This is a genomic window from Fusibacter bizertensis (assembly GCF_029914245.1).
GTDB classification, from domain to species: Bacteria; Bacillota; Clostridia; order Peptostreptococcales; family Acidaminobacteraceae; genus Fusibacter_C; species Fusibacter_C bizertensis.
In genome coordinates this window covers 57,682-75,713 of the sequence record NZ_JARYZI010000008.1, presented here as the reverse complement: position 1 = coordinate 75,713, position 18,032 = coordinate 57,682, and the positions used below count along the sequence as shown (strand labels likewise).

Below are 18,032 nucleotides of genomic sequence, written 5' to 3'. Positions count from 1 at the left end.
AGCATAAAGGCTTGCAGTTCATGTAGGCCTTTTGCTACTTTTTAATAATGAGAGGACTTATAATGAATAGAATTGATGGTAGAAACAACGAGACACTTAGACCTGTAAAAATCACAAGAAACTTTATCTTACATCCTGCTGGATCGGTTCTTATAGAAATGGGACAAACAAAAGTAATATGCACAGCGACAATTGAAGAAAAAGTACCTTCTTTTCTAAAAGGGGCAGGTTCTGGATGGGTGACTGCAGAATATGGAATGATTCCTGGTTCAACAGGACAACGTAAATCGAGAAACACCAAAGGAATTGATGGAAGAAGTCAAGAGATTCAAAGACTAATAGGCAGGTCGCTTAGAGCAATCGTCGATCTAAAAAAATTGGGTGAACGTACAATTTGGATTGATTGTGATGTAATTCAAGCTGATGGCGGAACTAGAACTGCTTCAATTACAGGTGCTTATGTCGCTTTAACAGATGCAGTGAATAAATTGATAAACGAAGGTCGCTTAGCTGAATCTCCAATTACCACGTCAGTAGCTGCTATAAGCGTAGGGATAGTTGATGGAGAGGTATTGCTTGACCTTTGCTATGAAGAGGATTCTAAGGCGCATGTGGACATGAATTTGGTGATGACTGGCGAAGGTGAGTATATAGAAATTCAAGGTACCGGTGAAGAAAAACCTTTTACAAGACAACATATGAATGATTTGATGGCTATGGCTGAAAAAGGAATCATGGAACTTGTCGCGCATCAAAATGATGCACTTTCGAAATAGTGGGTATATATGATGAAGAAAATTATATTAGCATCTGGAAATCAACATAAATTGAAAGAAATTCAAAGTATTTTGAAAGATTTTGAGTTTGAGTTAGTCACTATGGCTGATGCGGGGTTTGGAGATGAAGAGATAATCGAAGATGGCGATACTTTTGAAGCAAACTCGCTTATAAAAGCAAAAGCTGTATATGAAAAGCTAGGTTTAGCGTCGCTTGCAGATGATTCGGGCTTATCTGTTGACTTTCTTGGCGGTGCACCAGGGGTCTATTCAGCAAGATATTCAGGTGAACCAAAGTCTGATCAACGAAATAATGAGAAACTTTTAGCGGCGCTAAAAGATGTTCCATTAGATCAAAGAACTGCACGTTTTGTTACAGTGATTACTCTCATGTTTGAAAATGGTGATACATTAGTTGCAAGAGGAGAAGTAGAAGGGCGCATAGGTTTTGAACCATCTGGTTCAAATGGATTTGGCTATGATCCGTTGTTTGAAGTTCCAGCTCTTGGAAAGACGTTCGCAGAACTAACTGAAGACCAAAAGAACGCTATGAGTCACCGTGGAAACGCATTAATTGTTTTAAAACAAATGATAAGGGAATATTATGAAAGTACTAGTAATAAGTGATACACATGGTTATATTGCCCCCGTAATACGTTATATGAAAAAATACCCTATGTTATTTGACAGGGTTTGGCACCTAGGGGATCATTTTAAAGATGCCCTAGGTATTGCTAGTGCTACTGGTTGTGACATGATAGGTGTCAAAGGGAATTGTGATTCGCATGCTAATGCTAACGAAGATGAGATTCTTGAAGTTTCAGGAAAACGTGTCTTGCTTACGCATGGGCACCTTTATGGTGTAAAACATTCGCTGTTGAGATTACATTTAAAAGGTTTGGAAGATCATCTTGATTTGATCTGCTTTGGACATACGCATATGGCGACCCAAACTGAAGAAGATGGTGTTATACTTTTCAACCCTGGCAGTGCATCTTTGCCTCGGTTAGGCGGATATCCCACAATAGGGCTATTAACAATCTCCGAAAATGGCATAAAAACCACGATTATTCCATTGCTTGAGTCGCAATCTTCAGAGTAGTCTGAATATGGCGTTTTGTATGAAGAAACTGTAAAGTCTGAGTAAAATATTTTATTAAAAAAGTGGTTGACGCATAATATCAATTCATGTATAATAAAATTCGTCAGTTAACGACGGGGTGTAGCGCAGTTTGGTAGCGCATCTGGTTTGGGACCAGAGGGCCGCGGGTTCAAATCCTGCCACCCCGACCAACGTGCGTTCGTAGCTCAACTGGATAGAGCACCGCCCTTCTAAGGCGGGGGTTTGGGGTTCGAGTCCCTACGGACGCGCCACTTTTTAAAACTGGCGTAGTATAAATTAATATGGCGGCTGTCGTCAAGCGGTTAAGACAAAGGACTGTGACTCCTTCATACGTGGGTTCGATTCCCATCAGCCGCCCCATTTTTATTGGGGATTCGCCAAGCGGTAAGGCAACGGACTTTGACTCCGTCATTCACAGGTTCAAATCCTGTATCCCCAGCCAATATGGTCCAATAGCTCAGTTGGTAGAGCACCTGACTTTTAATCAGGGTGTCCCGCGTTCGAGCCGCGGTTGGATCACCATAAAAAAGTCACTTTGATGCGAATCGGGGTGGCTTTTTGTTTTACCTTAAAGTATAATGATGGTGATATAGATAATTTCATATGCATCCTTAGCTCAATTGGATAGAGTAGCGGACTTCGAATCCGTTGGTTGGAGGTTCGAACCCTCTAGGGTGCACCAAACATAAAAAAGGAGATGCTGCAAGTCTAATAAATTAGACTAGCAGCATCTCCTTTTTTATGCATTATTTTAAATGTTATTGATCCGTCAAAAGTAAATTATATCTCTACACTTAATTTCACTAATTCAAGAACGAGTTTAGATGAAGCAACTAAGTCTTTGATGTGAAGGTGTTCTTCTAAAGTATGTGGTTTTTTCTCCCCAATGCCGAGGTTAATAGCCATTATACCACGTGCATTAAAGATGTTGGTGTCACTACCGCCACCAGAAGGGGCTGTAAAAGCTTTTAAACCGATGGTTTCGCATGCGGTTATAGCTTTGGTCACAATATCAGAATCTGCCTCTACATCAAAAGCTGAGTACATACGTGTCACTTTAGAATCTACAGTTGCGCCGAACTTTTCAGCAGCATCTTCAAAACATTTAACCATGTGCTCAGATTGAACTTTTAGCTTGTCATTGTTTAAGCTTCTCGCTTCTGCAACAACCATTGTCTCAGGAGGAACAATATTGGTAACTGAACCACCTTCTATTTTGCCGATATTTGCTGTCGTTTCTGCATCTATTCTAAGCAGTTTCATCTGACTGATGGCATGACTAGCGACCATTATTGCACTGATACCATCTTCCGGTGCTACACCAGCATGAGCAGGGCGACCATGAACCAAGAATTCGAGTTTATCTTGTGCAGGACCTTTAATGATAATTTGACCAGGATCTCCACCGCTATCAAGAACAAAGACTTGCTTTGCTTTAAGAAGAGACATATCTAGGTTTTTTGCACCGTGGAGTCCACCTTCTTCAAATATACTAAAGACGACTTCGATATCGGCATGTGGAAGATCGCCTTCGATAATGGTTTTAAGCGCTTCCATAATTGCTGCAATTCCTGCTTTATCATCGCCGCCTAAAACTGTCGTTCCATCACTGTAGATGACACCATCTCTTATCTCGGGCTTCACATCTATACTTGGACTAACGGTATCCATGTGACTACTGAATAGGATCGTTTCACCGGGAGTATTGCCTTTTAATCTGGCGATGACATTACCTGTATCACTTCCTACTTTTTCCCCTGCATCATCGATGCTTACCTCAAGTCCCAGCGCCTCTAATTCTTTGCAAAGATGTGCTGCGAAACGTCCTTCTTTTTTAGTTGGGCTTGATATCTTCACATAACTTATAAATTGATCTACCAATCTTTGTTCGTTTATCATAAATCCTCCTTGATTTTAGTGTCATTATATTATCTGATTGTCACTATTGTAAAACGCTAACTATTTTTTCCAACAGGAATAATGTAACTGATATATGCATTTTCACCATCGAGTTCAAACAAGTTATCAGATATATCTTGATCATAAGAAGCTATGGGACATGCACCAGCAGCAACTGCTTCTGCTGCAAGACAAACATTTTGACCAAGATGACCTAGATCAAGTAGCATAACTTTGTGTGACTTATCACTGTATCGCCATTCGGCACGGTAAGGGATGACTGCGAAATAAAAGATTACATTAGCACCGGATACAAATTTTTGACCATTAACGGATGCAATTATTTCTTTCTCATCAATATTTACGCTTAATTTTTCAAGCTGGTGTGATAGTGGCAAATAATGATAAGAACCTGAAGAAAGTCCTTCTACATTTTGAACAACAATATAGGTTTCAAATGGATGTCTTGCACCACCAGAAGGCGCAGGTCTAAAACTTGCGATATTATCACCAAGCACCTTTTGAACTTTACATGAGGTTTCTAGTATAAAAGATAATTCAGCTAAAGACATAGCACTTTTATCGTATTTACGTAGACTTCTTCTCTGAAGCATAGCCTCACTGAGGTTCATATTGACATCAACCAATGGTGGTAGGGATATAATTTCATTACCTGATTTTGGAGATACTTGCAAACTAGGTGCAGGTAATCCCTTATCTTGATCAGATTTTGCGTGTTTTTCAGAGCTGTTAAAGCCCGATTTCATAAAATTGCGATTAGATTCAATGACGGTCATGGGTTCCTCCTTAAAATGTGGAAAAATATCATTTCGGGTACCGATATTTACAGTATACTAAATTTTTTTCCAATTTGCCTATTATTTAATAATAAATTTTGATAAAATACCCTCACAGTAATATATTTTGTGCGAAAGAGGATTTTATGATCAGCTTAAAAAAAACCACCAAAATTATCATGATTGGAATAGTGATATTTATAGCAATTGCTTTTTCGATTAATTTTTTCTTGGTGCCAGTAACAAAAGACTATATTGAAAAAAGTGACATGCATCTAAAAGCACTTAATAGTGAGATTCTTTCTATGGATCTTCCCATAAGAGTTTTGAGCAATATATTGACACAAGTGAGCAATGACGTCTCTAATAAATCCAATATAAAATTACTAGAGGCTTTTGATAGTAACCAAAAGACATTGTATCTTTTGGCACAAGATATTGAGAAAGATTTTATTAGTTATCAAGGAGATATGATCTCTTTAAACAAATTGAGTTTGACAAGGCATGAAGCAATAGTTGGTATGATCCAAGATACAGCGATTGATTTGAAATTGAGTGCTTCTAGGATTGATGAACTGGTTCGCGGGAGTGATATTGATAGTGCTCCAATAGAAGTTCTTAAGACTTATACTCAAAAGCTAACAGATGGGATAGAGCGTCTAAATGCATACAATGAAGAGATCAACGATAGAATCTTAAATGATTTTACCCTTGTTTTAAACGCGATTTTCATAACCTTAATTTTATTTTTAATTTTATTTAGTGTAGGCGTTTATAAATTTGTGACTTATGACCAACAATTTATACTCAAAAGCTTTCTACAGTTGGAGCGGCATCAATATGATTTTGACGCACTACCAAAAACAAAAGCTATTTTTAGTGAAGAAAATGAAATTATAGAATTAGTAAGACAAATAATAGATGAAGAAAAATTTACTAAAGAAGTCAAAGAGCTTATTTCTGAGTATTATCATATGGATGATTTGATTGAAAGCCTTTTTGATAAAGTGACTAAACGTATGGGTGTTGATCGGGTAGGGATCGCCTTCGTAGATTATAGCAGAAAGAAGTTTATTGCTGAGTTTGGTGTTGCTAATTATGAAAATGTGAGACTTGGGCCAGGATTTGAAGTTAATTTTGAAAAAACAACGTTGACGCAAGTTTTATATACTAAAGAAGCATTTGTTACTGACGATTTAGAGAGAGAACTTAAGAAAAGACCATATAGCGCATCTTTAAGATTGTTACGTGAAGAAGGTGTTCAGTCTAACTTGGTTGTGCCGCTCATTATGGGGGAGGCAGTCTTTGGTGTTGTGTTTTTTAGTTCAAGTGAAAAAAATCATTTTGATAAAATGAATTTGAAACTTGCAGAAAAAGTAATTTATGAAATCAGCGGGTTACTGAATCGTTCTTATTTTACGAAAGTTGTACTTTCGAGAATTACCAATAGTTTTTCAGAGTTGGTAGATCAAAAAGACAACGAAACAGGCGATCATATCATGAGGATGGTAAGGTATTCTGTAGCAATAGCTGAGGGACTTAGAAAAAAATCTGTGCCCGGCTATCCTGTAAATCGCAAGTTTGTGCTGGAAATTGAAAGAAATGCATCGGCACATGATATCGGAAAGGTTGGCGTGCCAGATCATATTTTGAAAAAACCTGGCAAACTGACACCAGAAGAATGGGAAATTATGAAAGGGCATGCAAAAGTAGGTGCAGATATCTTCAAATCGCTGAGAGAAGGTTTACAAGTTTTTGATGCTGATTTTTATAAATTTGCTGAGGAAATCGCGCGCCATCATCATGAGAGATGGGACGGTACTGGTTATCCTGATGGTCTAGCGGGAAATGAAATTCCATTACCAGCAAGAATTGTTGCAATAGCAGATGTTTTTGATGCATTAACTTCAAAAAGAACATACAAAGAACCATTTAGTTTTGAACGTTCTGTTGAGATGATTAAAGAATCATCAGGAAGCCATCTTGATCCAGAAATTGTAAAAGTATTTGTTGAAAATTTAGAGTCTATATGGTCTATTTATCAAGACGTTGAATAAAGAAATATTAAAAGTACTGGACAAGTACTTTTTTTTGTTTTTATTTGTTAACAAATTTTAAGATGTATCGAAAAATTTATATGTTTGAAAGTATTGGAAAATCATAATTTTAAAAACACGTGAAATTTTTTTTTTTTTGGATTTCTATGGCAAAAACATGAACAAATCGTTATAATATATAAGATAATGTTTCATTTCGCAATTATAAAGTATTGAGGAGGGGTTTCATGATCAAATCGAACGACGATAATTCTCAACTGGGGAAAAAAGATAAACCTCAAAAACCAAAGAAGCCTAAGGTGAAAAAAGAAAAGAAAGAAAAAATTAAGAAAGTTAAAACAAGTAAATCTACAGCAAAAGGATCTAAAATTAAAAGATCTAAAGATACAACAGAAAAGAAAAACAAGTTAAATTTCAACTTTAAAAACTGGAAGATCAGAAGTAAGGTTCTTGCAGGTTTTATAGTGATTATCCTTGCTTTGATTTATGTAACCGTTTCTTCTTACAATTTTATAGGGTTGATCGCTTACACCTATATTCCTGTAATAGAAGCACAAAATCAACTGGGAACAACTGTTCAATCCATGAATTCAACTCAAAGGGACTTCATGCTCTTGGATAGAACGAACGAAGAATTTTATAAAGCAGCATCAGATTTAGCTGATGGACAACTTAGTCAAACAGAGCGGACAATAGCGTTTGCTGGATTCTATCAAAGGGCGATTGAAGATATCAACAAACTAGCAGATGCTAAACTGATCAAGGATAATCAAGATTTATATGATCAAACGAAACTTCTCAGACAAGAACTTGAAGCATATAAAGCAAATTTTGATGGTATGCACGCGAGCATTCAAAAACGTGGTTTTGACCGATATGGGGTTGTCGGTGAAATAGAAACCATGAAAAAGCAACTTAAAACAAAGTTAGCCGCGATGCCTCAAGATAGCAATCTCGATAAGGCGATGGCAAATCTTGATAATGCTCATGTGAATTACCTGTATACTCAAGAAAGTAGATTTTTAGAGCAAATAAAAGATCAATTAAATTACCCAAATACGCAAGTTCAATTTGGGGATTTTACACAATCTTATAAAGATCAATATAAGTCTATCTCTGAAGGTTATATTGCTGCGTTTTCTGAACTCGTTGCATTAGATGATACAATTGGTAGAAATCCTGAAGAAGGATACTTTGCCGCGATTACAGAGTCAAGTACACGTGTTTCAGAGATAGCATCACTTTTAAACACTTCTATAAAAGATAAAATGACAGATGCAATTAAAATGCTTATAGGAGAGCTGATATTATTAGTAATTGTTATTACAGGTCTTGCAATTGCATTTGCCGTGGTTCTTGCAACGATTATTTCTAAGCCTGTAAATAATGTCAATCATATGTTAAAGGACATTTCTGAAGGTGAAGGTGACTTAACTAAGTCGTTAAATATTCATACTAAGGAAGAAATGGGCACTATGGCAAGACTCTTTAACCAGTTTGTCTCTAAGATTAGAGCGGTTGTTGTAGAGGTCAAAGGCAGTGCATCTAAATTGTCTGGTTATACAGATGAAATTCACGATGCAATAGATCAAGCCAATGAAAGTATAGAGCATATCAACATCGAAGTTCAATCTATGATTGATGGCTTACAAAATAATGCGAGTGTTGTACAGCAAACAACTGCAAGTATCCAAGAACTTTCTAGTAGTGCTCAAATGATTTCTAAAGAAGCTGACCTTGTGGTTGTGGATTCAGAACAAGTGCTTTCAGCATCTAAACAAGGTGTGGGCAAACTTGAAACAGTTGTTAGTAGCATAGAGCAAGTGAAGACATCGTCTGAATCTATGGCTACGGTGATTAATACCTTGAAGCTTTCATCTGATGAAATTGTAGAAATCGTCAATATAATCAATGCGATTGCAGAACAAACTTCACTACTAGCACTTAACGCATCAATTGAGGCGGCTAGAGCTGGAGAACATGGTAGAGGATTCTCTGTTGTTGCAGAAGAAGTGAGAAAGTTAGCCGATCAAAGTAAAGGTTCAGCTTTTAAAATCAATGATATTATTCATCAAATTTCTACTGATATTCAAGGTGCAAGTGCAACTATGAATAAAGAGAAAGCACTTGTGGAGCGCAGCGTTAGCGAAGCTCATGACACAAGTGAGAGCTTCAAGATTATCTTAAACTTGATTGAGGGAATCACTAGCAAAATCAGCAATATAAGTCAAGGTGCATCTCAGCAGTCTCAGATATCAGAAGAAATGGCAAAAGCAATTGATGAACTATCAAATATCATGCAGGATAATGTTTCTTCATCTGAACGCATAGGTTCTAGCATTGAGAACCAAGTTGCAACTTTTGAAGAAATTGCAGCAAGCATCTCAGAGCTTAAAAACATGGCACAAGTACTTGAAACTGAAACAAATCGATTTAAAGTTGAATAAACTAGAGTTGATATAATCATGCAAAGTAAAAAAGAGATGATTGGTTTTGTTTCGCCAACATCTCTTTTAATTTTTTGAGAAACACTTGAATTATTAAAAATCCTAATATATTCTTATTAAGATGAACGATTTAGATGTTTTTTGCGTCTAAAAGAATAGGAGCGAATATGCAAATTAAAGAAGCTTACTTACATGTGCTTGATGTCATCAGCGATGTAAAATTACTTTCGGAAAGACCAACAGAGATTGATTTTGAAATAGAAGATTATGTAGAAAAGCACGTAGGTGTATTTTTTGACAACCTCGATATATCTACGATGGATTACACACCAAATTCTAAAGTGACACTCGAAGGCCATGTTTTTAAAGAGGTTTCACTACAAGTAGCTGATCTTTTTTATGATGCAATGACTTATAGCGAGGACATTAAACCATGTGATTTGATGTGTATTCATTTTGAAAGAGAAGACCGTGACTATTATGGTTTTCTAAAATTAAATTTTAGAACGAGTTTCGCCCATGCTGTTGAACTTCAGGAAAACTTGATTGTAAATAAAATTATAAGGCAAGTGACAACTTTACCATACAAATCACAAAAGGTTGAAGAAGGATTTTTAATTGATCTCACTGAAAACAAAGTGTTGGTAAAAGACAAACAAGTGACGATAGATGGCTATAAGTCTAGGTATATAACTGAAAAAGTACTTTGTTTAAATGGTGTGATGACCACAAAACGCAAAATAGACCTAATTACAAAAACAGCAGAGAAAGTAATCGAAAAATACGATGACCAACCACTTGTAAAAACAGCTAAACTTAGAAAAATGGTAACTGAACATCTAGATGAGAGTGGTAGTTTAGATATGCAGAATATCGTTAGTGAGTGCTTTGATACAGAAGTTTCAAAGGATGCGTATCTCAAGGAACTGGATGAAAAAGGTGTTAATCCAGATAGTCTTAAGATGAATGAAGGTCAAACAAAAAAACTAAAGAGAACACAGCGCATAAAAACTGCAAGTGGTGTAGAGATTATACTTCCATTTGAATATGTATCTAGAAGTGAGAACTTAAATATTGTGAACAATTCGGATGGATCAGTTTCAATTGAACTTAAAAACCTAGGAGAACTACTATGAGGCTAAATAAATTTTTAAGTGATGCAGGTGTCTGTTCTCGGAGAGAAGCAGATCGGCAGATAGAAGCTGGAAACGTGAGTATAAATGGAATTGTAGCATCTCTTGGTACTCAAGTTGAAGCAAATGACGAAGTGTTATTTAACGGAAAAAGTATAAAGAACACACAAGAAAAAGTAGTTCTTGCAGTATATAAACCAATAGGCGTTGAATGTACAAGTAGTACAGAGGTTAAAAATAATATTGTAAATTTGGTTAATTATCCAACCAGGGTGTTCCCGGTAGGGCGTTTAGACAAGAATTCAGAAGGTTTAATCCTTATGACAAATGATGGTGAACTTTCAAATGGCATATTAAAAGCAAGGTATTATCATGAAAAGGAATACATTGTTATTGTAAATAAACCTGTCTCAAAAGCTTTTTTATACAATATGAGCAAAGGTGTCAACATCCTCGATACCGTAACTAGACCATGCGAAGTAGAAAAATTAGATGAACGAACTTTTAAGATTATTTTGACGCAAGGTTTAAATAGGCAAATCAGAAGAATGTGTGAAGCGCTTGATTATGAAGTGGTTAATTTAAAACGTATTAGGGTATTAAATATAATGCTAAAAGGTCTTAAAAAAGGTGAGTGGCGTACACTTGAAGCAGATGAGTTGTTGGCTTTAAGGGATATTGTAAGTAAAAATGATGAACATGCTTTCGATTAAGAAATAAAGCTGCAATGACGATATTCTTAATAAGCGATAGTTGAAGGCATAAATTGTAGTGTTTTGTTTAAGGATTGGGTTAGATTAGGAGATAAACATGCTAAATAATATTTTGATATCGGGTATTGCAACCTTTATTATATTTGTTTTAATCGAGGGCTATAGGAGCTTTAAGCAATTTTTGATTTTTAAGCGCGTCCGTGAAACCATTTTGGTCGCTACTTTTGGGTATTTGAAAAAAACACCTAAAGGATTTGTTGATTTATTGAGATTAAAAGCGTTATTACTTGATCATCTAAAGGAAATTAAACTCTCAACATGGGTCAAAGATATCAACATAACATGGCAATCGGTTGATGTGATCCAATTTGTTTTTGAACTCAAGTTTGAAAAACTACAGCCTAAGTACAAATTTATCATCGGATTAAAAGATGTGGAAGAAATTGTCGAAAAAACTAAAACACTCTAAGGATGTGAAATAATGAGAAAAGCATTTATCGTTGTATTATTTGTCATAGCAGCATTTCTTTTTTATAGCATTGCTACCCATGAAAGTACACCTGCACAGATGGAAACCTATCGATTTGACTTTAATGAGATGGATAAGGATTTTTGGTTAGTAAGTGAGTGGGAAACTTTTAAACGTGCTTATGATTTGGTTAAAATAGAAGATGGAATTTTAAAACTCTCATCTGATACAACAGGTGTCATGCCATATCTTTTAAGTAAACCATTAGAACTTCAAAGCAAAGATGTCTTAACCATTAAAAGAAGAGTAAAAATAAGTCATGGCAATGATACTTTTGCAGGAGGGCTAGCCCTATATCAAACGACAGACCTAGATCTTGTTCCTGATAGAACGGATGGATCGTGGTTTACAGCAATAGGTGATGGCATAATGCTGCTAGAATATTCATATGATTTACAGTATGAATCAGAGAGACCTGGAAGAGATGTTATTAGGTTTTTGGCTGCAGACTGGGAGTATAACAACAATTATCAATTGATTACACCGATATATGATGAGTGGATAGATGAGACCCTAATTTTTGATATGCGCTCAAATCAAATGATTTATAAGTTAAATGATAAAGAATATAAACTTTACAGTTACAAACTCGATAAAAGTGCAGTGCGGATTATGATGCATCCTTATGGAACTGGTACTGGAAATTCAATAGATATAGATTATGTAGAAGTGACCATAGAAGATAAAAGTAGTAGACGCTAGTGTAGGGAGGCATATTGAAAACGGAGTTTGAAAAAGGGATGGAATATGCCCTTTATTTACTTTCGCTACAAATGCGAACTGTAAAAGGTTTAGAAGATAAATTAATAGGCAAAGCGTATAGTACTGAAACGATAGAACGTGTCCTTAACCAGCTTAAGGAAGTGAAATATCTAGATGATGTTAATTATGCTTATTATTTCATACGCTCTAGAAGGCTTAGATATGGTGATTATCGCATCAAGCTGGAACTTGGTAGAAAAGGTGTGAGTCGAAACGATATCGAAGATGCATATGATCTGATGGATGAAGAAGAAGAGCGTTTAGAATCCCCAGAGGAGATAGTCTCAAATATACTTGAAAAAAAAATAGCGAGCACCAATATTGATTGGGATCGCATTAAATCAGAATACAAATATAAATATAAGATTTATCAAAAACTTGCATCATTTTTGGCTAGTCGCGGATTTTCCCATGACGTTATTAAAAGTGTGCTCGGTAAGCGATTGGCTGATGAGTTCATCGATGAAGAGTGAATTGCCATTATAACTACCATTGATAAATTCTGAGTGAAGTAGCTCAAACTTCTTTTTGGCACGTGTTAAACCCACATAAAACAGACGGCGTTCTTCTTCGAGAGCGTCGTTTTCTTTTGCTTTAAAACCTGGAAAAATTTGAGGATTTACATCGATCATATATACTTCATCAAATTCTAAACCTTTTGAGCCGTGGATAGTAGATAAAACGATAGCTTCGTTAGAATTTGCAAAATTAGTTTGCAAAAACGCCTTTAGAGAAGAAATTCTAGTGATAAAATCGAACCCCGACTTAAGTGGTTTAGCAATGGCTTTATAAGCATCTAATCTGGTTCTTGCATAGTTCATGGTTAAACCCAATCTTGAAGTGTTATTTTTAAGGTAGTCGAGATAACCGAGTTCCGTTTCGATATAATGTATGGCATCATATGGACGCAAGCGCTTTAACTGTTCAAATTGATCATACAGACGTTCTTGAGTTTTGGTTTGATAGTCTTGCAAAAAGGGTATCTCAATTAAAACTGAAAAAATACTTCTTCCCCTGTGGTTTGATTTTACATAATTAAGCATTTCTCTTGAAATATAACCGTTCATTTTGAAAGCTATGCGCTGAAAGCTTTCAAGATCCTGAGGAATCATTGCAAGTGTAAAAAAGGCGATAAGGTCTTCAAGTAGCCAGTGAGCAAACTCTCTCAATGGTGCATCTTTGATTTGAAATGATTGTTGATTTCTTTCAAGCATATCAACAATGCTAATTGCTGATACTTTGTTACGATAAAGTATCGCTTTGGTTTGAACTGAATCTAGAGAGTTAGCTTGATCGATTAATTGTTCAGCTAAATAATTATTTCTTTTGTCTAAATCATCAAAAACTTTTATTTGTGGTTTTATAATTGCATCGTGAAAGGGTTTCATTTCTTTTTGGAATCGCTGTTTGTTACCTTCTATAAGTTTGGATGCTGTGAAAACGATATTGGCATCAGACCGAAAGTTATCGCTTAAATAGTAGAGCGATGCATCTGGGTTTCTACTAGGAAATTCCAAAAGATAAGTTGGGTATGCCCCGCGAAATCCATAGATGGACTGATCATCATCAGCAACTAAAAATAAGTTTTGTTCTTCACCGAGTAACAGTTCGATAAATTCGAACTGTAGTTTTGATGTATCTTGCGCTTCATCAACTTGTATAAAACGGTATTTTGATTTTAAGTTCATGCGTAGTGCGGGTGATTTTTTGAGAATCTGAATTGCACTAATGAGCATATCATCAAAATCATAGAGGTGATGTCTGCGTTTATAGCGGTGATAGTCCTCGGCTAAATCGAAGATGTCTTCCCAGTCAAATTCATGGCCTCCTGTTTGATCACGTTTTAACATGAGATTATAGATAAGTCCAATTTGGTTAGAAAGTGTTTCAAAATCATCTTCGTTAAGTGTTTCATGGTGTCTTTTCTTAAAGATATCATTTAAAATCTGATATTTTTGACCACCATCATCAAGTAAAACCATTTGTTTATCTATTGATTTTAGATAACTTTTATAGAGGCTATAAGCTAATTTGTGAATCGTCATAAATTTAAAATGATGTTCAGTGTGACCGAACTTTTCTTGGTATCTTCTTGCCATATCATCAGCAGATGCTTTAGAAAAAGTCAAAGTTAGTATAGAATCGGGTTTTATACCATGAATTTCTACTAAATGAATCAATCTATGGATGAGAAGTGTAGTTTTGCCACTTCCAGGGATAGCAAGTGTAAGTGCAGGGCCGGTAAAGTGCATTGAAGCCTTATTTTGTGCATCAGTTAGCGCGTTATGTGTCATTTTTGCTCCTAAATGGTGTTAATTCTTACTTTGTATGTGAATGATTTATGAATAATATATAACAAGAGGGTAAATTTTGCAATAAACCCTTGTTTGACGTGCTATATAAGGTATAATTAGAGTGATTTTCGCTATTAAACTTTACTTTTTTGACTAAATACGGTACTATATATAGGTTAAACAGGTTAATTTATTGCTCCTAAGGGAGACAAATTAAGTATAAAGATCGGGAGGCATTCAAATGAAATATGAGATTTTGAAAAAAGAAAATAGTGAAGTAACGATTAAGGTGACTGTTGCTGCTGAAGAATTTGATAAAGCAGTTCTTGCCGTTTATAACAAAGACAAAGGCAAATTCAACATCCCTGGATTCAGAAAAGGGAAGGCACCAAAAACAATTATTGAAAAACAATATGGCGAAGGTGTATTTTACGAAGATGCTGTTAACAGCTTATTACAATTACACTACGAAAAAGCACTGGATGAACTTTCTATTGAGCCAGTTGCAAGACCTGACATTGATATCGAAGAAGTTGCAGCAAAATCAAATTTAGTATTTACTGCAGTAGTAACTGTTGCTCCTGAATTTGAACTTGAGGGTTACAAAGGCATTGAAGTAGAAAAAATCAATGCTGAAGTAACTGATGAAATGATCGATGCTGAAATTGAAAAAACTAGAAATATGAATGCAAGATTGGTATCTGTTACAGATCGTCCGGTTCAAAACGACGATACTGTAATTATTGATTATAAAGGTTTTGTTGGTGAGCACCAATTTGATGGTGGAACTGCTGATGATCAAGAGCTTGTAATCGGTTCTGGAAAATTCATCCCAGGTTTTGAAGAGCAATTAGTTGGCGCTAAAATTGGCGACCATGTAGATGTAAAAGTAACTTTCCCAGAAGTATATCATTCTGATGAGTTAGCAGGAAAAGATGCAGTTTTCCATGTAACAGTAAAAGACATTAAATTCAAGGAACTTCCTGAATTAGATGATGAATTTGCAAAAGACGTATCAGAATTCGATACATTAGATGCATATAAAGCAAGCTTAAAAGCTGAACTTGAAGTATCATCAGCTGAGAGTGCAAAAGCAGCACAACGTGATAAAGTTATCGATAAAGTAACCGAGCTTATTACAGTTGAAATTCCTGAAAAAATGATTGAAACTGAAGTTGACGGTATGTTAAAAGAATTCAATCAACAACTTCAACAACAAGGATTAAGCCTAGATCAATATGTTCAATTTACTGGTGGTACTTTTGATGCGTTAAAAGAACAAATGAAACCAGATGCACTTGCAAGAGTTAAAACAAGCCTTGTTATTGAAAAAGTGATGAACCAAGAATCAATCGAAGTGACTGATGAAGATGTTGAAGTAGAACTTACAAAAATCGCTGAGATGCAAAAACGTGATTTAGAAGAAATTAGAAATTTATTTAAACAAGACAATTTTGAATACTTGAAATCAAACTTAAAATCTAGAAAAACAGTTGATTTCCTAGTAGACAATGCTAAGTTAATCTAGTTGATTTTACGGAGGTGCAAAAATGGCAAGTTATATCCCTTATGTCATTGAACAAACAAGCAAAGGCGAAAGATCTTACGATATATACTCAAGACTTTTGAAGGACAGAATTATCTTTATAAGTGGAGAGATTGATGATCTTACTGCAAACGTAGTAGTAGCCCAATTGTTATTTTTAGAAGCTGAAAATCCTGATAAGGACATCAATATCTATATTAATAGTCCAGGTGGCTCGATCACTGCTGGGATGGCCATTTTTGATACTATGGAATACATTAAACCTGAAGTGTCTACGATTTGTGTAGGTATGGCAGCAAGTATGGGTGCTTTCTTACTCGCTGCTGGTGCAAAAGGCAAACGATATGCACTTCCAAATGCAGAAGTTATGATTCACCAACCATTAGGTGGTGCTAGAGGTCAAGCTTCTGATATCAAAATTCAAGCTGATCGTATTTTAAAATTAAGAAAAGACTTGAATGGCATTTTAAGTGAAAAAACGGGTAAGCCATATGAACAAATTGAGAAAGATACGGATCGTGATTTCTTTATGACAGCAGAAGAAGCAGTTGAATATGGTTTGATTGACAAGGTTTTTGTCAAAAGATAATATTTACGTGAGAAACGAGGTAATAAATGGATAAACCAACATTAAAATGTTCCTTTTGTGGAAAGAGCCAAGAGCAAGTTAAAAGACTAATCGCAGGACCAAATGTATATATTTGTGACGAATGCATTGAACTTTGTAACGAAATTTTGGAAGAAGAACTTTCCATTTATAAAAAGGAAGACAGTGACGAATGGTCGTTGGAATCCTTACCTAAGCCGTCTGAGATTAAAGAAATTCTCGATGCTTATGTGATTGGTCAAGAAAAGGCAAAGAAAACACTTGCTGTAGCAATGTACAATCATTATAAGCGTATCCAAAATTCGGTTGATGAGGACGATGTAGAGCTTCAAAAGAGCAATATATTGTTGATTGGACCAACTGGCTCTGGTAAGACATTACTCGCCCAAACACTAGCTAAAATACTCGATGTTCCTTTTGCAATTGCAGATGCAACTGCACTTACTGAAGCAGGTTATGTAGGTGAAGATGTTGAGAACATTATTTTAAAATTAGTTCAAGCAGCAGATTATGATATAGAACGTGCTCAAAAGGGTATCATCTATATTGATGAGATTGATAAGATTACACGAAAATCTGAAAATCCTTCTATTACAAGGGATGTATCAGGTGAAGGTGTGCAGCAAGCACTCCTGAAAATTATCGAAGGAACTGTTGCTAATGTGCCACCACAAGGTGGAAGAAAGCATCCTCATCAAGAATTTCTTCAAGTGGATACAACCAATATCTTATTCATTTGCGGTGGTGCATTTGATGGCATGGAGTCAATTATCAATTCTAGAATTGGTGAAAAGGCTTTAGGATTTGGTGCAGCTGTTCAAAGTAAAAAGAATATTCAATTAGGGGAACTTTTCGATAAGATTGAACCAAAAGATCTTTTAAAATACGGATTGATCCCTGAGTTCGTAGGCCGTGTTCCTATTGTTGTGTCACTTCATGAGCTTGATCAAGAGGCGTTAGTCCGTATCTTGAAAGAGCCTAAGAATGCTATAATCAAACAGTATCAAAAAATGTTGAAGATCGATGATGTCGAACTTGAATTTGAAGATGATGCTTTGATAGAAGTTTCGAAGATGGCAATAGAGAGGAAGACTGGTGCTCGAGGTTTGAGATCTATTCTTGAGAGCATAATGATGGATATCATGTATGAGATTCCTTCCCGTGACGATATCAAGAAATGTATCGTTACTAAGGAAACGATTAGTAACCATCAATTGCCAACCCTTGTACTTGTTGACGCAAAGAAAGAAAGTGTCAAAAAAGAGTCTACAAAGGGTGAAGAAAGTGTATCCTAAAACGAGCGAAAGCTCGTTTTTTTATTAGGTAACTAAGAATTATTGCGAGGTGAA

16 protein-coding genes and 6 tRNA genes are annotated in these 18,032 nt (G+C 35.7%); 19 read left to right on the top strand and 3 right to left on the bottom strand.

Annotation, left to right across the window (positions count from 1 at the left end; genetic code table 11):
- The first annotated feature begins 62 nt into the window (after nucleotides 1–62).
- The 9 genes from rph to QE109_RS12300 all read left to right on the top strand — a co-directional run bounded on the left by rph (nucleotide 63) and on the right by QE109_RS12300 (nucleotide 2,581).
- Nucleotides 63–776, top strand: coding sequence for a ribonuclease PH (gene rph / locus QE109_RS12340; protein WP_281094836.1), 714 nt, complete (start codon nucleotides 63–65; stop codon nucleotides 774–776).
- A 12-nt stretch (nucleotides 777–788) separates the two neighbouring features.
- On the top strand, nucleotides 789–1,403 hold the full coding sequence (locus QE109_RS12335) for an XTP/dITP diphosphatase (protein ID WP_342637143.1): 615 nt from the start codon (nucleotides 789–791) through the stop codon (nucleotides 1,401–1,403).
- Entirely contained in the window at nucleotides 1,381–1,878 is a 498-nt protein-coding gene (locus QE109_RS12330; protein ID WP_281094834.1) for a metallophosphoesterase family protein, read from the top strand. Before QE109_RS12335 ends, QE109_RS12330 begins: the two co-directional genes overlap by 23 nt.
- A gap of 114 nt (nucleotides 1,879–1,992) precedes the next feature.
- Nucleotides 1,993–2,069 (top strand) — tRNA-Pro (locus tag QE109_RS12325).
- A 4-nt stretch (nucleotides 2,070–2,073) separates the two neighbouring features.
- Nucleotides 2,074–2,150, top strand: a tRNA-Arg gene (locus QE109_RS12320).
- A gap of 33 nt (nucleotides 2,151–2,183) precedes the next feature.
- Nucleotides 2,184–2,259: transfer RNA gene (locus tag QE109_RS12315), tRNA-His, on the top strand.
- A gap of 7 nt (nucleotides 2,260–2,266) precedes the next feature.
- Nucleotides 2,267–2,341 (top strand) — tRNA-Gln (locus QE109_RS12310).
- 4 nt (nucleotides 2,342–2,345) lie between these two features.
- Nucleotides 2,346–2,421 (top strand) — tRNA-Lys (locus QE109_RS12305).
- 83 nt (nucleotides 2,422–2,504) lie between these two features.
- Nucleotides 2,505–2,581 (top strand) — tRNA-Arg (locus tag QE109_RS12300).
- A 98-nt stretch (nucleotides 2,582–2,679) separates the two neighbouring features.
- On the opposite strand, the gene QE109_RS12295 is transcribed toward QE109_RS12300, so the two are convergent.
- Together QE109_RS12295 and QE109_RS12290 are read right to left on the bottom strand one after the other, a co-directional pair.
- The gene (locus tag QE109_RS12295; RefSeq protein WP_281094833.1) at nucleotides 2,680–3,798 is read right to left on the bottom strand and encodes a M20/M25/M40 family metallo-hydrolase; all 1,119 of its coding nucleotides are present in this window, start codon (nucleotides 3,796–3,798) and stop codon (nucleotides 2,680–2,682) included.
- Between the two features lie 56 nt (nucleotides 3,799–3,854).
- Nucleotides 3,855–4,595 (bottom strand): SagB/ThcOx family dehydrogenase, encoded by a 741-nt coding sequence (locus QE109_RS12290; RefSeq protein WP_281094831.1) that lies wholly within the window; start codon nucleotides 4,593–4,595, stop codon nucleotides 3,855–3,857.
- A gap of 146 nt (nucleotides 4,596–4,741) precedes the next feature.
- Between QE109_RS12290 and QE109_RS12285 the strand changes: the two genes are divergently transcribed.
- The 7 genes from QE109_RS12285 (at nucleotide 4,742) to QE109_RS12255 (ending at nucleotide 12,709) form a co-directional block, all read left to right on the top strand.
- Complete coding sequence (locus tag QE109_RS12285) at nucleotides 4,742–6,652, top strand: HD domain-containing phosphohydrolase (RefSeq protein ID WP_281094830.1); 1,911 nt, start codon at nucleotides 4,742–4,744, stop codon at nucleotides 6,650–6,652.
- Between the two features lie 227 nt (nucleotides 6,653–6,879).
- Complete coding sequence (locus tag QE109_RS12280) at nucleotides 6,880–9,099, top strand: methyl-accepting chemotaxis protein (protein WP_281094829.1); 2,220 nt, start codon at nucleotides 6,880–6,882, stop codon at nucleotides 9,097–9,099.
- A 167-nt stretch (nucleotides 9,100–9,266) separates the two neighbouring features.
- The gene (locus QE109_RS12275; protein ID WP_281094828.1) at nucleotides 9,267–10,235 is read left to right on the top strand and encodes a nucleoid-associated protein; all 969 of its coding nucleotides are present in this window, start codon (nucleotides 9,267–9,269) and stop codon (nucleotides 10,233–10,235) included.
- Nucleotides 10,232–10,945, top strand: coding sequence for a pseudouridine synthase (locus QE109_RS12270; RefSeq protein WP_281094827.1), 714 nt, complete (start codon nucleotides 10,232–10,234; stop codon nucleotides 10,943–10,945). Before QE109_RS12275 ends, QE109_RS12270 begins: the two co-directional genes overlap by 4 nt.
- A gap of 97 nt (nucleotides 10,946–11,042) precedes the next feature.
- Nucleotides 11,043–11,414, top strand: coding sequence for a hypothetical protein (locus QE109_RS12265; RefSeq protein WP_281094826.1), 372 nt, complete (start codon nucleotides 11,043–11,045; stop codon nucleotides 11,412–11,414).
- Nucleotides 11,415–11,426: 12 nt separating this feature from the next.
- Nucleotides 11,427–12,176 (top strand): hypothetical protein, encoded by a 750-nt coding sequence (locus QE109_RS12260; protein ID WP_281094825.1) that lies wholly within the window; start codon nucleotides 11,427–11,429, stop codon nucleotides 12,174–12,176.
- 14 nt (nucleotides 12,177–12,190) lie between these two features.
- Nucleotides 12,191–12,709: a regulatory protein RecX gene (locus tag QE109_RS12255; RefSeq protein ID WP_281094824.1), complete on the top strand. Its 519-nt coding sequence runs from the start codon at nucleotides 12,191–12,193 to the stop codon at nucleotides 12,707–12,709.
- Here the strand turns inward: QE109_RS12255 and QE109_RS12250 are convergent.
- The gene (locus QE109_RS12250) at nucleotides 12,620–14,530 is read right to left on the bottom strand and encodes an ATP-dependent helicase (protein ID WP_281094823.1); all 1,911 of its coding nucleotides are present in this window, start codon (nucleotides 14,528–14,530) and stop codon (nucleotides 12,620–12,622) included. The two genes, QE109_RS12255 and QE109_RS12250, sit on opposite strands and share 90 nt — an antisense overlap.
- A gap of 241 nt (nucleotides 14,531–14,771) precedes the next feature.
- Here QE109_RS12250 and tig point away from each other — a divergent pair, with 241 nt between their 5' ends.
- The 3 genes from tig to clpX are packed head-to-tail and all read left to right on the top strand — an operon-like array spanning nucleotide 14,772 to nucleotide 17,978.
- A complete protein-coding gene (gene tig, locus QE109_RS12245) occupies nucleotides 14,772–16,058 on the top strand; it encodes a trigger factor (RefSeq protein ID WP_281094822.1) in 1,287 nt (428 codons plus the stop codon).
- 22 nt (nucleotides 16,059–16,080) lie between these two features.
- Complete coding sequence (gene clpP / locus QE109_RS12240; protein WP_281094821.1) at nucleotides 16,081–16,665, top strand: ATP-dependent Clp endopeptidase proteolytic subunit ClpP; 585 nt, start codon at nucleotides 16,081–16,083, stop codon at nucleotides 16,663–16,665.
- Between the two features lie 26 nt (nucleotides 16,666–16,691).
- Nucleotides 16,692–17,978, top strand: coding sequence for an ATP-dependent Clp protease ATP-binding subunit ClpX (clpX, locus tag QE109_RS12235; protein ID WP_281094820.1), 1,287 nt, complete (start codon nucleotides 16,692–16,694; stop codon nucleotides 17,976–17,978).
- Nucleotides 17,979–18,032: the final 54 nt, after the last annotated feature.

Coding starts and splice junctions, on each gene's coding strand:
- QE109_RS12290 (WP_281094831.1), bottom strand. CDS start 4,595: ATGACCGTCATTGAATCTAATCGCAATTTTATGAAATCGGGCTTTAAC.
- QE109_RS12250 (WP_281094823.1), bottom strand. CDS start 14,530: ATGACACATAACGCGCTAACTGATGCACAAAATAAGGCTTCAATGCAC.
- QE109_RS12265 (WP_281094826.1), top strand. CDS start 11,043: ATGCTAAATAATATTTTGATATCGGGTATTGCAACCTTTATTATATTT.
- QE109_RS12285 (WP_281094830.1), top strand. CDS start 4,742: ATGATCAGCTTAAAAAAAACCACCAAAATTATCATGATTGGAATAGTG.
- tig (WP_281094822.1), top strand. CDS start 14,772: ATGAAATATGAGATTTTGAAAAAAGAAAATAGTGAAGTAACGATTAAG.
- QE109_RS12280 (WP_281094829.1), top strand. CDS start 6,880: ATGATCAAATCGAACGACGATAATTCTCAACTGGGGAAAAAAGATAAA.
- QE109_RS12270 (WP_281094827.1), top strand. CDS start 10,232: ATGAGGCTAAATAAATTTTTAAGTGATGCAGGTGTCTGTTCTCGGAGA.
- QE109_RS12275 (WP_281094828.1), top strand. CDS start 9,267: ATGCAAATTAAAGAAGCTTACTTACATGTGCTTGATGTCATCAGCGAT.
- QE109_RS12295 (WP_281094833.1), bottom strand. CDS start 3,798: ATGATAAACGAACAAAGATTGGTAGATCAATTTATAAGTTATGTGAAG.
- clpX (WP_281094820.1), top strand. CDS start 16,692: ATGGATAAACCAACATTAAAATGTTCCTTTTGTGGAAAGAGCCAAGAG.
- clpP (WP_281094821.1), top strand. CDS start 16,081: ATGGCAAGTTATATCCCTTATGTCATTGAACAAACAAGCAAAGGCGAA.
- QE109_RS12335 (WP_342637143.1), top strand. CDS start 789: ATGAAGAAAATTATATTAGCATCTGGAAATCAACATAAATTGAAAGAA.
- QE109_RS12330 (WP_281094834.1), top strand. CDS start 1,381: ATGAAAGTACTAGTAATAAGTGATACACATGGTTATATTGCCCCCGTA.
- rph (WP_281094836.1), top strand. CDS start 63: ATGAATAGAATTGATGGTAGAAACAACGAGACACTTAGACCTGTAAAA.
- QE109_RS12260 (WP_281094825.1), top strand. CDS start 11,427: ATGAGAAAAGCATTTATCGTTGTATTATTTGTCATAGCAGCATTTCTT.